This window comes from Trichloromonas sp., from assembly GCF_034006665.1.
GTDB lineage: Bacteria > Desulfobacterota > Desulfuromonadia > Desulfuromonadales > Trichloromonadaceae > Trichloromonas.
Genome location: NZ_JAVESI010000007.1, coordinates 1 through 13,654 on the forward strand (window position 1 = coordinate 1; position 13,654 = coordinate 13,654).

Sequence of the window (13,654 nt, forward strand, 5' to 3'; positions counted from 1 at the left end):
ATCATTGCCGCTCCGTCTGTGGTGATAATTCACCCTCTCACGGTTTGGATAGCTGTCAACACGTTAATTTGCGCTTCGCGCAAAAACGCGTTCATCCCGGAATTGAAATCCCGGGAATTCCCGCTTGGTGTCTTAATCGGATACCTAGGAAATCATCTCTTTCCCTGCATCCACCGCACATAGGCACAATCGGGGGGGAGCCACTGCACGGTTTCAACCAACGCGGGGGTCAGTTTGACGCATCCTTCATCCACTTCGAAACGCTTGTGGTAGACCTTGCACTCGCGGGTGACGATGTCGAGAAAGCGGCAGGGGATCGTGGTCGGGCGGATGGTGCCGTCTTCTTCCACCCATTTTTCAAAACAGCATTGCCCGCAACGTTTGCAGAGGGCTTCCCACTCCTCGGGGGAGAGCTCTTCCGGCGTTGCCCCCGACTTTTTGGGCCTCATTTGTTCAGATGCCCCATCAGGCCGCGCACCGCCGCCGGAATGTCGGCGGGGAGCAGGACGATCTTGGCGTTGGGCGCGCCGGAAACGTTCTTTACAGCGTCGATGTATTTTTCGCCGAGCAGATACATGACCGGGAGTTCGTTGGTCTGGATCGCCTCCGTCACCTTGGTGATCGCCCGCTGGCTTGCCTCGGCCAGAACCACCTGGGCCTGGGCGTCACGCCTGGAGGCTTCGAGGCGGCCGTCGGCCTGGAGGATGGCGGCGGATTTTTCTCCTTCGGCACGGGTGACGGTGGCGCGCCGGCCGCGCTCGGCGGCGGCCTGTTCCTCCATGGCCTTCTGCATGGTCGGGGAGGGATTGATATCCTGAATCTCCACGGTCTTCAGGGTAATCCCCCAATCGGCGATGTCGTCGGAAATGGCTTCCTTGAGTTTGGCTTTAATCATGTCGCGGGAGGAAAGGGCGTCATCCAGGTCCATTTCCCCGACGATGGAGCGCAGCGAGGTTTGCACCAGGGTGCGGATAGCGATGCGGTAATCTTCAATGCCGTAGACCGCTTTTTCCGGCGAGACGATATTGATGTAGGCGACGGCGTTGGCGACAATGACGGCGTTGTCCTTGGTGATGACCTCCTGGGAGGGGATGTCGAGAACGATGTCCTTGGTCGTGACCTTGTAGGAAACCGTGTCGATGTAGGGGATAATGATGTTCAAGCCCGGGCCGAGGGTGGCGTGGTATTTGCCGAGGCGTTGCACCACATGCTTGTATCCCTGGGGAACAATGCGTACCCCAAGAGAGATGGTTACGGCCACCAGCACCAGAAAAACGACGACAACCACCAATCCTTCCATACTTTCAATCTCCTTTATTGATTGAAGCGTTTGTGACACAGTTTCCTTCAGCCTTCAGCTTCGCCTCTCTACAATCAACGTATTCCCCGAGACATCCTTGACGAAGACCCGGTCGCCGATGGCGACCGTTTGCTCGCAGATGAAGGGCCATTCGTCGGAACCGAGCAGGGGCTTGGCGAAACGGACCGTGCCCCGTCGTCCTTCTTCCGGGGGGTGAATGACCTGGCCGCTCTCTCCGATAATGGCTTCGCGGGAGAGACCGGCTTTGGTGCGGTCGGTCATGCGCGGTTTGAAAAAGCGGAACCATAAAAAAGTGAAGAGGCAGGAGGCAATGGCCCAGATGAAGATCTGCCAGTTCAAGGCCAACTCGCCGAGAAGCAGGAGCAGCCCGCCGACCAGCAGGGCGCCGAGGCCGAACCAGAAGATGGTGAAGCTGGGGATGAAAAGCTCGGCCAGGATCAGCAGCAGTCCCAGGGTCAGCCAGTGCCAGTAAAGCATCGTATCATCCCTCCTTGTTATGAAAAATGAACCCCTTGCCTAGCGGCGGCGGTTTGGTCTCGGCCGGCATGGTTGACGCGCGGCCGAGACCTGTGCGATGCTGACCGCCCTCATCAAAATGACCAATCTTTGGGTTTCTGTCAAGGCGGCCGTCGATGCGTTTAATCCAACCTCCGCAGCTCGAAGAGCCGAGTGACTGCCCCTATCTTCCGGGGCGGAAAAAACGCTATGAATTCTTCCTTGCCGGTCGGCTCGACGGGGTCGAACTTTCCCGCTATCTGGCCGCAGGCTGGCGCAAGTTTGGGCTCTACTATTTCCGTCCCGCCTGCCCCGACTGCCGCGCCTGCACCCCTTTAAGGATCCCCGTCGCGGAATTCACCCCTAGCCGGGAACAGCGCCGGGTACTGAAAAAAGCCGCCGCCCTTTCGGTACGCTTTGGCCCCCTGAAGCTGAGTGACCGCGCTTTCACCATTTACCGGGAACATGCTCGGCAACGCTTCGGGCTGGAGGCTCAGTCCGAGGATTTCCTCCTTAATTTCTACATGCCTTCCTGCCCCGCCATGCAGTCGGAACTTTTCGTGGAAGAAGAACAGGCCGGAATCGGTATCCTCGATGTCGGCGCCGACTGTCTGAGCAGCGTCTATTTTGCCTTCGATCCCGCCTATGCCGCCTTCAATCCGGGAACCTTCAGCATTCTCAAGGAGATCGAGCAGGCCCGCGCACTCGGTTTGACCTGGTATTATCTCGGCTATTATGTGGCCGAATGTCGTTCCCTGGCCTACAAGGATCGGTTCCGTCCTCGTCAGCATCTGGACTGGCGGACGGGGCAGTGGCGGACGATCGGCGATCCTTAAGCTTCCATTCGCCGTTACACGTGGCCATCCGCTCTTTGCCCCAGCCCGGAGCCTCCCCAACTGCGGGTCGGGGAAGCCCTCAGCGGGAAAATCCTCCGTTGCGATGCGAGATTCGGGAGGTATCGGCTACCGACGGAGCTGATATAGAGGGGACCATGAACAGGAGCGGTCTTGACGGTGGCCAAGAGTCGGCGAAAGAATGCCTGAGCCTGTTCACGATCTCTGGTAGCAAAGGGGTTGTTCATGGATGACCGTCGTTGTATCAAGGGGTTAAAGGTCGTCCTTCAGCCAGATTCTGAAAGGCGGTCAGCTGTTCCGGCTCGCCCATGACGCCGACCAGGTCGCTGGCGGCGAAGCGGAAATCGGGGGAGGGATTGGTCTGCATCTCCCCCCGACGCAGGATACCGACGATGGAGGCGCCGGTCTGGCTGCGAATCCGCAGTTCGCCGATGTTCTTGCCGAGCAGGGGGCTGTCGCCGTCCAGAGCCACCCAGGACAGTTCCAAGAGGCGGGTGGCATCCTGTAACTGGGTGATCGCCTCGTAACCCAATTCCCCTTCGTAGAGGGGGGAGTAGAGTTCGCGGCGCACGGCGTCGGTATACCATTGGATTTTGTTGACCGGCATGTTTAGGTAGAGCAGGGCCTGGCGGGTGAATTCGAGGCTGGCTTCGAATTCCGGCTGGACCACCTGATAGACCCCTTCCTCATGGAGCAGTTGCATCTCCTCGATGCTGGAAGCGCGGGCGATAATGCGCAGATCCGGGTTCAACGTATGCACCTGGGTGGCGACCGCCGACGCGGTCACCGCCACCGGGGTGGTGATGAGCATCAGCTTGGCCCGATGGATTTCCGCCGCTTCCAGCACCACGGCGTGGGTGGCGTCGCCGAAGACGGTGGGAAAGCCGTCGTCCTTGGCCTGCTCGACCCGCCAATGGTTGAGTTCGATGATGACGAAAGGGATATCGAGGCGTTGCAGAACGTTGGCCAGATAACGTCCGACGCGGCCGCCGCCGGCCAGCACCACATGGTCGCGCAGACCCTGATCGGGAATGTTCATGGTCTGCAGGGGTTCATGCTTGAAGCGACTCTTGCGCAAAGCGTAGAGCGGGGCGGTGAGGGAGGAGAGCAGGGGAGTGAGGAGCATGGTGACCACCGCCACCGTCAGGGTCAGGGAATAGAGTTCCTGGGAGATCGAGTCGGTGGCGACCCCGACCCGGGCGAGGACGAAAGAGAACTCCCCGACCTGAAAGAGGCCGAGACCGGCGGCCAAGGGGACGACGTTGACGTAGCCGAAGGCGCGGGTGATGGTGGCGAAGATGCCGGCCTTGGCGACGATGACCAGAAAGACGATGGTCAGAACCTGGCCGATGTGCGAGAGCAGAAAGGCGGGATCGAGGAGCATGCCCACCGAGGTGAAGAAGAGCAGGCCAAAAATATCGCGCAGGGGGATGATATCGCTTAAGGCCTGATGACCGTAATCTGATTCACTCAGGATCATCCCGGCGACGAAGGCGCCGAAGGCGAAGGACAAGCCGAAGAGGAAGGTGCCATAGCCGATACCCAGCCCCATGGCGGTGATTGCCAGGGTGAAAAGTTCCCGCGAGTTCCAGCCGGCGACCCGCTTCATCAGCCAGGGGATCAGGCGGGTGCCGACGACGACCATCAGCACCAGAAAGATCGTCGCCTTGACCGCCGCGACCCCGAGAATCGGCAGTCCCGCCGCCGGATTTTTCAGCTGCGGCAGCACGATCATCATCGGCACGATGGCCAGATCCTGGACGATGAGCATGCCGATCATCACCCGGCTCGACAGGGTGCCGAGAATCCCCTGGTTCATCAGGGTCTTGAGCACGACCATGGTGCTCGACAGGGAAATCAGTCCGCCGAACCAGAGGGCGGCATTCCGTTCCCAGCCGAAAAGGAGGCCGATGGCATAACCAAAGGCCATGGTCAGCAGAATCTGGATCGGCGTGCCGATAAGGGCGACCTTGCGTACCGGTTGCAGCTCTTTCAGGGAGAATTCCAGGCCGAGGGCGAAGAGGAGCAACGCCACACCGATTTCGGCGAGCAGTTCGATGTCGTGGGAGTCGGAAATGGAGATGCCCCCGGTATGGGGACCGACCAGCACCCCGGCGAGAATGTAACCGAGAATCAGCGGCTGCTTGAGGCGCTGGGCGACGAGGCCGCCGGCCAGGGCGGCAACGACGATGATGACGATATCTGCGGCAATGCCCATAACAATTCAGGATCTCATAGAAAATTAGCGGGATTTGGAAGCCGTGACTTGTCGGTGCGACGGCATCGCATTTCGTGATGCTAGCATTTTTTCTACCCGGAAGCACCCCGGTTTTAGCCTTAATTCTTGCCGGTGGCCGTCCTGTCCTTTCCGGGCACTCAAAGTGTGGATGACGCAGGATCGGCCCTGATTAACCGGCTGATCGTCAATCTTGACATGGAATATGATAATTAATATATTCAAGAAAATTTTTTCGGAGGTTGTTCATGCTCAAAAACGTATTCGGTTTTTTTCTGCTCATGTTCCTTCTGGGTTGTTCCGAAGGGGAAAAAGTTACCGCGGACACGGCCATTTTGGGCCAGGACGGCACTCCCCAACTGCTCTTTTTCCTTGATCCGAACGGCGGGCCTTGTATGATGCAAGGGCGCATTCTGGCGGGGATGGCGGATGAATTGCGTGGCCGGGTCGGCATTCGTGAAATTCGTACGACGCTCCCCGAGGATCGTCCGCTCTTCGGGCAATTCGGCATACGTGGCTTGCCGTCGCTGATTCTTGTCGACGGCGGCGGCAAGGAGATTCGTCGCCTGACTCCCGGGGTGAAGAATGTCGAAGAAATTCGTTTTCTGCTCAACGAGCTGAAGTAGGGGAGAATTTCCATGCCTCTCCTGGATTTATCCCTGTCTTCCGTCTTGCTGGCGACGGCGGCCGGACTCGCCAGCGTCGCCTCCCCTTGCGTCCTGCCGGTCGTGCCCATTCTCGTGACCGGCAGCGCCGAGGACCATCGCCATCGCCCGTTGCTCATCGTTCTCGGCCTGAGCGCCGGATTCATGGCCATGGGCGCGTTGACCGCCCTCTTCGGCGGAGCCATGGCCTCGGTCATGCCCCTCTTCGAGAAGATCTCCGGTGTCACCATCATCCTCTTCGGCATTCTGCTGCTATTCGGCGTGAATCTGTTCAAGAACATCCATGTTTTCAACCGCATCCAGTCGAAAAGCGGGGGCCGCTGGTCGGGGCTGATTCTTGGGCTGACCTTGGGTCTGGTCTGGATCCCCTGCGTTGGTCCCATGCTTTCGGGGGTGCTGACTCTGGTGGCGACCCAGGGAAAAATCATCACAGGGCTGGTGCTGCTCGCTTTCTATTCCCTGGGTTTCGCTATTCCCATGCTGCTGGCCGGTTATGCCTCCCAGTCCGTGCGTCAGAAGATTCGCCTCGTCAACGCCTATCCCCTGGCGGTGCGTATCGTCAGCGGCCTGGTACTGGTGGCCTTCGGTATCGCCATTCTTAATTCCGGCATGCTGGTGATCGGCATGTCTTCCTGAGTCAACCCGCAAACAAGGACAGGGGGGTATTATGAGGCGCTTTCGACTTCATTGGCTGCTTTTGACGGCTGTCTGCGTTTCTTTGCTGGGATTTTCGCTCCCGGCAACGGGTGCGACCCTCAACCCCCGACTCCAGTCCCTGATCGACTCTTCCTCACCGGATGAGATGATTTCCGTCATTGTCACCTTCCGGGGCGGGGTCGAACCGATGGCCTTGCGCGACCAAGCGGGGCAGCGCCGGCCGCGACTGGCGAGCCTGCTCAAGGAGCGGGCTGCTTCTTCGCAAAAGGCGGCCCGGGATTTCCTGCGCTCGCGCAATGTTCCCAACATTAAGGATCTCTACATAATTAACGGTCTGGCCTTTACCGCCAGTGCCGATACCTTGCGTGAACTAGCCGCCCGTTCCGACGTCGTCGCCATGACCTACGACGAGGTACTCTACCCCCCGGAAATAGTCCCTGCCCTTACGGCCGGTCCGGCCGAATCGAATATCAGGCTGATCAAGGCTCCTGAGCTTTGGAACCTGGGTTACGCCGGCCAGGGGGTTACCGTTGCCACCATGGATACCGGCGTCGATATCATCCACCCCGACCTCGGCTCCCGCTGGCGCGGAGGGACCAACAGTTGGTTCGATCCCAACGGTGAGCATCTCACGCCTGTCGATGTGGACGGACACGGCACCAGTGCGATGGGGGTGATTCTCGGCGGCAACGCCGACGGTTCCTATATCGGGGTGGCGCCGGAAGCCCGCTGGATCGCCGTAAAGATTTTCAACGATACCGGCGAGGCTCCCACTTCTTCCATCCTGGCGGGTTTCGACTGGCTGCTCGATCCCGACGGCGACCCGGCCACCGACGATGCGCCCCATGTGGTGAACAATTCCTGGGGTTTCGAGGAGGCCCCGAACATTTGCGACGAGACGGTAACGCATCTACGCCAAGCGGTGGCGATGCTCAAGGCGGCGGGCATCGCCGTTCTCTTCCCCGCCGGTAATATTGATCTTGATCCCATGACGGGTGAAGCCCCCTTTTACAGTAGTGTCGCCCCCGCCAGTTACGCCGAATCCTTCGCCGTCGGTTCGGTCGGAACCATGACCTCGGAAACGACCATCTCCGATTTCAGCGGTCGCGGCCCTTCGGCCTGCGACGGAACGATTTATCCTGAACTGGTGGCCCCGGGGTTTTATGTCAAGACCACGGGACTGACCGCCGCGGCCCCCTACTATTATGTTACCGGAACCTCGATCGCCGTTCCCCATGGGGCCGGCGCCATGGCTCTACTTCTGAGTGCTTTTCCCGATACCCGGATCGACGAACTGGAAGCGGCCTTAAAAAACTCGGCGACCGACTTGGGGCCGGTGGGCGCCGATAACAGCTACGGCTATGGGTTGTTGAATGTGCGCAGCGCCTACGATCTACTGAACGTCAATACCCCACCACCGGCGCCACAACCCCTAGCTCCGGCCGACGGCGCCATCGGCGTTGCCCTCCCTGTCACCTTGCGCTGGGATATTCTGCCTGACGCCGACGGGGATTCGGTCACCAGCGAAGTGCGCATTTCCACCTATGCCGACTTTCGCGACAGCACGCCGATCACCGTCGCGTTCTCGGGGATTCCCGCAAACGGAATGCTTTTCGCGGGCGCGGGAGGAATTTTCATCCCCTTCTTTTTCGCTGTGCGCCGCCGCAACACCCGTCGTTGGCTTTTTGCTGCGCTTCTCGCTTCCGCTCTGTTGCTGCTGCTCTCCTGTGGTGGGGGCGGGAGCGGGGGATCGGCACCGGCACAAGCGCCAGTATCAGCACCTGAGCCTGAGCCATTCGAGACGGAACGAAGCCTGACCCCGTCCGGGCTGACCCCGCAGACCACCTATTATTGGCAGGTGACGGTCGTGGACGAACGGGGTGAGCGCACCGAGGGACCGGTACAGAGTTTCACCACCGGCCTGTAAGTTACCCGTCTTTTTTCGTCTCCAAGAAATCTGGGCATAAAAAAACCGCCCCAGGCCAAGAAGGCCGGGGCGGTTTTTTCATCTTAACGAATGTTCAACCGGCGCTTACAGGCCCAGCTGCTTGAAGAAATCGTTCCCTTTGTCATCGACCAGGATGAAGGCCGGGAAGTTGACGACTTCGATCTGCCAGACCGCTTCCATGCCGAGTTCGGGGAAGTCGATGCACTCGACCTTCTTGATGTTCTCTTCGGCCAGAACGGCTGCCGGGCCACCGATGGAGCCGAGGTAGAAGCCGCCGTGCTTCTTGCAGGCGTCGGTGACTTCTTGGCTGCGGTTGCCCTTGGCGATCATGATCATCGAGCCGCCGTTGGACTGGAGCAGATCGACATAGGAATCCATGCGGCCGGCGGTAGTGGGACCGAAGGAGCCGGAGGGCTTGCCTTTCGGGGTCTTGGCCGGGCCGGCGTAGTAGATCGGGTGGTTCTTAAGATAATCAGGGAGCGGCTTGCCGCTGTCGAGAATTTCTTTGAACTTGGAGTGTGCGATGTCGCGACCGACGACGATGGTGCCGTCGAGGAGCAGCGCGTCGCCAACCTTGAGCTTGGTCAGGTCGGCCAGAACTTCCTTCATTGGCCGGTTGAGGTTGATGCGGGTGCCGCGCTCTTGTCTGCCGCGATATTTTTCCGGGATCAGGCGGCCGGGGTTGCGGTCCAGTTCCTCGATAAAGAGGCCTTCTCTGGTAATTTTCGCCCTGGCGTTGCGGTCGGCGGAGCAGGAGACGGCCATGCCGACGGGGCAGGAGGCGCCGTGGCGGGGAAGACGAATGACGCGTACGTCATGGGCGAAGTATTTGCCGCCGAACTGGGCGCCGATACCGAGTTTCTGGGCGGCTTTGAGCAGTTTTTCTTCCATCTCCAGATCGCGGAAGGCCTGACCGTATTCGTTGCCGACTGTCGGCAGTCCATCGAGTTCTTTCGTGGAGGCCAGTTTGACGATTTTCAGGCAGGCGTCGGCGGAGGTTCCGCCGATGGCAAAGGCGATGTGGTAGGGAGGACAGGCGGCGGTGCCGAGGTACTTCATCTTTTCGACCAGGAATTTTTCCAGGTTGGCGGGAGTGAGCAGTGCCTTGGTTTCCTGATAGAGCATGGTCTTGTTGGCGCTACCGCCGCCTTTGGTGATGAAGAGGAATTTGTAGGCGTCGCCTTCGGTTGCCATGATGTCGATTTGCGCCGGCAGGTTGGTACCGGTGTTCTTCTCAGTGTACATGTCGAGAGCGGCGGTTTGGCTGTAGCGCAGGTTTTCCTCGGTGTAGGTCTTGTAAACGCCTTTGGAGAGGAATTCCTCATCCTTCGCGCCGGTCCAGACCTGCTGGCCTTTCTTGGCGACGATGGTGGCGGTGCCGGTATCCTGGCAGAGGGGAAGTTCAAAATTGGCGGAGATTTCGGCGTTGCGCAAAAAGGCCATGGCTACGCCGCGATCATTGGGGGAGGCTTCGGGATCGGTCAGAATCTTGGCAACCTGCTCATTGTGCTCCGGCCGGAGCAGGAAGGAGACGTCACGGAATGCCTGGTTGGCGAGGACGGTGAGCGCTTCGGGATCGACCTTGACGATATCCTTCCCGTCGAACTTGACGACCGAGACATACTTTTCCGATCCGGGGATCTTGTAGTACTTGGTTTCGTCCTTGGCCAGCGGGAAGGGATCCTGGTACTTGAATTCCGGCATGGTGTTCTCTCCTTTTCGGTATTGAATGAGCGGCGAACCCACTTTCGCCGCGCCCGTAAACAATCGATCCGAAAGTATATAGAAGTCCTGTTCATTTGTCGACACTAAGATGATGCTTGCCGGGCATAGGGGAAATTTCCTGTGGATTTTATCGTCCTGTGGGTATAGTAAAACCTTTGCGTTTATTTGCCGCATCGCTGAAACCGGCGACCGGTTTGACAGGAGGAATCGCATGCAGAAACTGCTGAAATGGATATTGACCTCGCGGGTTTACGAAGCGGCCGTGGAAACGCCTCTCGACGAGGCGCCGGTTCTTTCGGCTCAGCTCAATAACCGCATTCTGCTCAAGCGTGAGGATTTGCAGGCGGTCTTTTCCTTTAAACTGCGAGGCGCCTACAACCGCATCGCGCATCTTTCCGAAGAGGAACGTCGGCGCGGCGTGATCGCCGCCTCGGCCGGCAATCATGCCCAGGGGGTCGCTTTTTCCGCCCGTAAGTTGGGCATCCGTGCGGTCATCGTCATGCCCCGTACGACTCCGCTGATCAAGGTGGAGGCCGTGCGGCGTCTGGGCGGCGAGGTTCTGCTTCATGGTGACAGCTACTCGGAGGCGCAGGATTACTGTGATCATCTCATCGATGAAACGGGTATGGTCTTTATCCATCCCTTCGATGATGACTTGGTGATTGCCGGTCAGGGAACGGTGGCGGTGGAGCTTCTTCGCCAGAGCGCCGGCAGGATGGATGCGGTCTTTGTCCCGGTCGGCGGCGGCGGTCTGATCGCCGGCATCGCCGGCTATCTCAAAGCGCTCTGCCCCGAGATCCGAATTGTCGGCGTTGAACCGGAGGACAGCGATGCCATGTACCGCTCCCTTCAGGCCGGTCGTCGGGTGCGTCTCGATTCGGTGGGAATTTTTGCCGACGGCGTGGCGGTGCGGGAGGTCGGCAAGCTGACGTTCGATTACTGCCGGCGCTGTGTCGATGAAATCATTCGCGTCGATACCGACGAACTCTGCGGCGCTATCAAGAGCATCTACCAGAGTACCCGTTCCATCGTCGAACCGGCCGGCGCCCTGGGGGTAGCCGGACTGAAGAAATACATCCGGGAACGCAAGGTGAATGGCCAGACCCTGATCGCCATCAACTCCGGGGCGAACATGAATTTCGAGCGGTTGCGCTATGTCGCCGAGCGTACGCAGATCGGCGAGAAGCAGGAGGCGCTCTTCGCCGTCACCATTCCCGAAGAGCCCGGCGCTCTCAAGCGTTTCTGCGCGGAAATCGGCGAGGAACGGAGTATCACCGAATTCAACTATCGCCTGTCCGGCCGGGAGCGGGCGCATATCTTTGTCGGCCTGTCGATCCGCGACGAGCGGGAACGCATCGACTTCGGCCGTCAGCTTGAAAGTAAGGGCTTCGTCAATCTTGATCTCACCGACAACGACCTCGCCAAGACCCATGTCCGCTACATGGTCGGCGGCAAATCCGCCGAAGTTGGGCGCGAGGTCCTCTACCGTTTCTGGTTTCCCGAGCGGCCGGGCGCCCTGACCCGCTTCCTGGGTTCCATGGGGGAAAACTGGAATATTTCCCTCTTTCATTACCGCATGCAGGGCGGGGATTACGGCCGAGTGCTGATCGGTCTGGAGATTCCGAAGGGGGAAGAAGGGGACTTTCGCTCCTTTCTGAAGGATTTGGGTTATCGTTACACGGAGGAGAGCAACAACGCGGCCTATCGTCTTTTCCTTTGAACAAGACCGAGCGCATTCCCCCTGCTAGGCGCGCAGCGCCAGGAGGCGGGTCAAGCGAGGGGTTTTGATTTTCGCGGTTTTTCCTTCGTGCCTTGGGATTCGATGTATCGCTGGATCGTTTCCAGCGAGACTTCTCCGACGCTTCCGACGAAGTAAGCCCTGTGCCAGAAAACCGGCTTCCAATAAAATTGAGAGACATGCTCCGCGAAACGGTTCCGGGTCCGTCGAGCCGAAGCGGTTTTGAGATTGTTGACCAAAACCGAGATGTCCAGCGCCGGATGGATGGATACCAGCAGATGGACATGGTCGACCTCGCCGCCGAACTCGATCAATTCGCATCGCCAGTCGTCCAGAATCTCGGAGAACGCCGTCTTGAGATAGTCGAGAATCGGCGGGGAGAGCACTCGCCGCCGATATTTGGTGACGAAAACAATATGCAGCCTAATCGAATAGACGGCATGACTTAGCGATTTTGTTGTTTGATTTCCCATGCGGCTTAATGTATCATAACCCTATGCAAACCGGCAACAAATTCCGCATCTACCCGACACCCGAGCAGCAGCAGATCCTTTTGCGCTGGATCGGCTGCCAACGGTTCATCTACAACGCCAAGGTCGGCGAGGACCGCTATTTCCGCCGGTTCTCCCGCAAGGCCCCGGCGTTGTGCGGAGTGCCGATTCCACGGGATCAGCAGTATGCCCATTTCATCACCGAACAGACCGCGTTTCTGCGGGAAGTCCCTGCCGTCGTATTGCGAAACGGAGCCTACCGCTGGCGGCAGGCGTACCAGCGGTTCTTCTCCGAGGCCTGCCAGGGCCGCCCGAAGATCAAATCCCGCCAGGGCCGGCAATCGGTCCTACTCACCCGCGAGCTGTTCGAGTTGGCCCCTTACGAAGACGGAATCCGCTTGGCGGTCGGAACCAAAAAGTTCCCCCTGGGCGAGATTCCGGTAAGAGCGCACCGCCCGGTCGAGAAGACACCCGCGTCGATTATTCTCAGCGTCGAATCGGGACAATGGCATCTGTCCTTTGCCGTCGAGGACGGAGCGCCGGAACAGACCGAAGCCCAGATCGCCGCCGAGCTTCAACGGCTGGGCGAAGCGGCTCTGCTTCAGGTGACCCGGGGCATCGACCGGGGTGTGGCAATCCCGGCGGCGGTCTGCGACGGCAGCCGGTTCGATTTCTCTTCCATCCAGAAAAAGCGGTTGGCCGGAGCCGAGCGCCACCGCAAACGCTGGCAGAAGATCGCCGCCCGGCGGGAAAAGGGTTCGCGCCGGAGAACCAAGGCCCATCAGCGGGCGGCCCGGTACGCTCTCTACGAGGCCCGGGTCCGTTCCGACATGGCTCACAAAGCCAGTCGAGCCCTGGTGGACGATCTTCAGGCCCGGCTGTTCGTCTTCGAGGATCTGCGGACAAAGAACATGACCCGCTCGGCCAAGGGCACCGTCGACAAACCGGGGCGCAACGTCCGCCAGAAAGCCGGACTCAACCGGGCGATTCTGCACAGCGCCTGGGGCCGGATTCATCAGTTCACCCGTTACAAGGCCCGGCGCATGGGCAAGCTCGCCATCGTCGTGCCGCCTCACCACAGTTCGCAGGAATGCCGCCTCTGCGGCTTCACTTCCCCGGGCAATCGGCTGTCGCAAGCCGAGTTCGCCTGCCAACGCTGCGGACATGCCGAGAACGCCGATTTTAATGCCGCCGGAGTCGTCAAACTCCGGGGCGTGCGGTTACTTCTCGCGGGTGAGATCGAGTTCAAAACGCCGCGCCGCAGCGGCATACGGAAACAACTAGGGCCGGAACGGTCCGAAGTCACGCCCGGGGAGAAGGTGTCAGCCGTTCGGGAGCCAACGCCCCGAACGCCGTCTTCACGGAACCGGGAAACCCCCATTACAACGCCGGCAGGTGTTTAGTGGCGGGAGAGTTCATTGTGTAGAGGTTTCTCTGGATTGACAAGGTTTGATTTTCACGGGAGAATAAACAAATTTTTCATGCCGAAGCGGTCGCCCATGTCGGAAGAGGCTCCGTTTCTTG

12 protein-coding genes are annotated in these 13,654 nt (G+C 59.4%); 6 read left to right on the plus strand and 6 right to left on the minus strand.

Annotation, left to right across the window (positions count from 1 at the left end; all coding sequences use genetic code 11):
* Positions 1-152: 152 nt before the first annotated feature.
* From RBR25_RS04455 to RBR25_RS04465, 3 genes are read right to left on the minus strand one after another with little or no spacing between them, the layout of a single operon-like run.
* Positions 153-449, minus strand: coding sequence for a YkgJ family cysteine cluster protein (locus RBR25_RS04455; protein ID WP_432818332.1), 297 nt, complete (start codon positions 447-449; stop codon positions 153-155).
* Positions 446-1,300 carry an SPFH domain-containing protein gene (locus tag RBR25_RS04460; protein ID WP_432818333.1) on the minus strand — a complete coding sequence of 285 codons (855 nt, stop codon included), beginning with the start codon at positions 1,298-1,300 and terminating at the stop codon, positions 446-448. The genes RBR25_RS04455 and RBR25_RS04460 overlap by 4 nt, the downstream gene beginning before the upstream one ends.
* A gap of 54 nt (positions 1,301-1,354) precedes the next feature.
* Complete coding sequence (locus tag RBR25_RS04465) at positions 1,355-1,798, minus strand: NfeD family protein (protein ID WP_432818334.1); 444 nt, start codon at positions 1,796-1,798, stop codon at positions 1,355-1,357.
* A 155-nt stretch (positions 1,799-1,953) separates the two neighbouring features.
* Between RBR25_RS04465 and RBR25_RS04470 the strand changes: the two genes are divergently transcribed.
* Positions 1,954-2,652, plus strand: coding sequence for an arginyltransferase (locus RBR25_RS04470; RefSeq protein WP_432818335.1), 699 nt, complete (start codon positions 1,954-1,956; stop codon positions 2,650-2,652).
* Between the two features lie 262 nt (positions 2,653-2,914).
* On the opposite strand, the gene RBR25_RS04475 is transcribed toward RBR25_RS04470, so the two are convergent.
* Positions 2,915-4,888: a cation:proton antiporter domain-containing protein gene (locus RBR25_RS04475; protein WP_432818336.1), complete on the minus strand. Its 1,974-nt coding sequence runs from the start codon at positions 4,886-4,888 to the stop codon at positions 2,915-2,917.
* Positions 4,889-5,154: 266 nt separating this feature from the next.
* Between RBR25_RS04475 and RBR25_RS04480 the strand changes: the two genes are divergently transcribed.
* From RBR25_RS04480 to RBR25_RS04490, 3 genes are read left to right on the plus strand one after another with little or no spacing between them, the layout of a single operon-like run.
* The gene (locus RBR25_RS04480; RefSeq protein WP_432818337.1) at positions 5,155-5,532 is read left to right on the plus strand and encodes a thioredoxin family protein; all 378 of its coding nucleotides are present in this window, start codon (positions 5,155-5,157) and stop codon (positions 5,530-5,532) included.
* A gap of 12 nt (positions 5,533-5,544) precedes the next feature.
* Entirely contained in the window at positions 5,545-6,207 is a 663-nt protein-coding gene (locus RBR25_RS04485; RefSeq protein ID WP_432818338.1) for a cytochrome c biogenesis CcdA family protein, read from the plus strand.
* Positions 6,208-6,238: 31 nt separating this feature from the next.
* Positions 6,239-8,155 carry a S8 family serine peptidase gene (locus RBR25_RS04490; RefSeq protein WP_432818339.1) on the plus strand — a complete coding sequence of 639 codons (1,917 nt, stop codon included), beginning with the start codon at positions 6,239-6,241 and terminating at the stop codon, positions 8,153-8,155.
* A 105-nt stretch (positions 8,156-8,260) separates the two neighbouring features.
* Here RBR25_RS04490 and RBR25_RS04495 read toward each other — a convergent pair whose 3' ends face one another.
* Positions 8,261-9,880, minus strand: coding sequence for a fumarate hydratase (locus RBR25_RS04495; RefSeq protein ID WP_432818340.1), 1,620 nt, complete (start codon positions 9,878-9,880; stop codon positions 8,261-8,263).
* A gap of 232 nt (positions 9,881-10,112) precedes the next feature.
* Here RBR25_RS04495 and ilvA point away from each other — a divergent pair, with 232 nt between their 5' ends.
* Positions 10,113-11,621 (plus strand): threonine ammonia-lyase, biosynthetic, encoded by a 1,509-nt coding sequence (gene ilvA, locus RBR25_RS04500; RefSeq protein ID WP_432818341.1) that lies wholly within the window; start codon positions 10,113-10,115, stop codon positions 11,619-11,621.
* A gap of 50 nt (positions 11,622-11,671) precedes the next feature.
* Here ilvA and tnpA read toward each other — a convergent pair whose 3' ends face one another.
* On the minus strand, positions 11,672-12,112 hold the full coding sequence (gene tnpA, locus RBR25_RS04505; protein ID WP_432818342.1) for an IS200/IS605 family transposase: 441 nt from the start codon (positions 12,110-12,112) through the stop codon (positions 11,672-11,674).
* A gap of 23 nt (positions 12,113-12,135) precedes the next feature.
* Here tnpA and RBR25_RS04510 point away from each other — a divergent pair, with 23 nt between their 5' ends.
* On the plus strand, positions 12,136-13,533 hold the full coding sequence (locus tag RBR25_RS04510; RefSeq protein ID WP_432818343.1) for an RNA-guided endonuclease InsQ/TnpB family protein: 1,398 nt from the start codon (positions 12,136-12,138) through the stop codon (positions 13,531-13,533).
* Positions 13,534-13,654: the final 121 nt, after the last annotated feature.

Coding starts and splice junctions, on each gene's coding strand:
- RBR25_RS04455 (WP_432818332.1), bottom strand. CDS start 449: ATGAGGCCCAAAAAGTCGGGGGCAACGCCGGAAGAGCTCTCCCCCGAG.
- tnpA (WP_432818342.1), bottom strand. CDS start 12,112: ATGGGAAATCAAACAACAAAATCGCTAAGTCATGCCGTCTATTCGATT.
- RBR25_RS04495 (WP_432818340.1), bottom strand. CDS start 9,880: ATGCCGGAATTCAAGTACCAGGATCCCTTCCCGCTGGCCAAGGACGAA.
- RBR25_RS04465 (WP_432818334.1), bottom strand. CDS start 1,798: ATGCTTTACTGGCACTGGCTGACCCTGGGACTGCTGCTGATCCTGGCC.
- ilvA (WP_432818341.1), top strand. CDS start 10,113: ATGCAGAAACTGCTGAAATGGATATTGACCTCGCGGGTTTACGAAGCG.
- RBR25_RS04490 (WP_432818339.1), top strand. CDS start 6,239: ATGAGGCGCTTTCGACTTCATTGGCTGCTTTTGACGGCTGTCTGCGTT.
- RBR25_RS04480 (WP_432818337.1), top strand. CDS start 5,155: ATGCTCAAAAACGTATTCGGTTTTTTTCTGCTCATGTTCCTTCTGGGT.
- RBR25_RS04475 (WP_432818336.1), bottom strand. CDS start 4,888: ATGGGCATTGCCGCAGATATCGTCATCATCGTCGTTGCCGCCCTGGCC.
- RBR25_RS04485 (WP_432818338.1), top strand. CDS start 5,545: ATGCCTCTCCTGGATTTATCCCTGTCTTCCGTCTTGCTGGCGACGGCG.
- RBR25_RS04470 (WP_432818335.1), top strand. CDS start 1,954: ATGCGTTTAATCCAACCTCCGCAGCTCGAAGAGCCGAGTGACTGCCCC.
- RBR25_RS04460 (WP_432818333.1), bottom strand. CDS start 1,300: ATGGAAGGATTGGTGGTTGTCGTCGTTTTTCTGGTGCTGGTGGCCGTA.
- RBR25_RS04510 (WP_432818343.1), top strand. CDS start 12,136: ATGCAAACCGGCAACAAATTCCGCATCTACCCGACACCCGAGCAGCAG.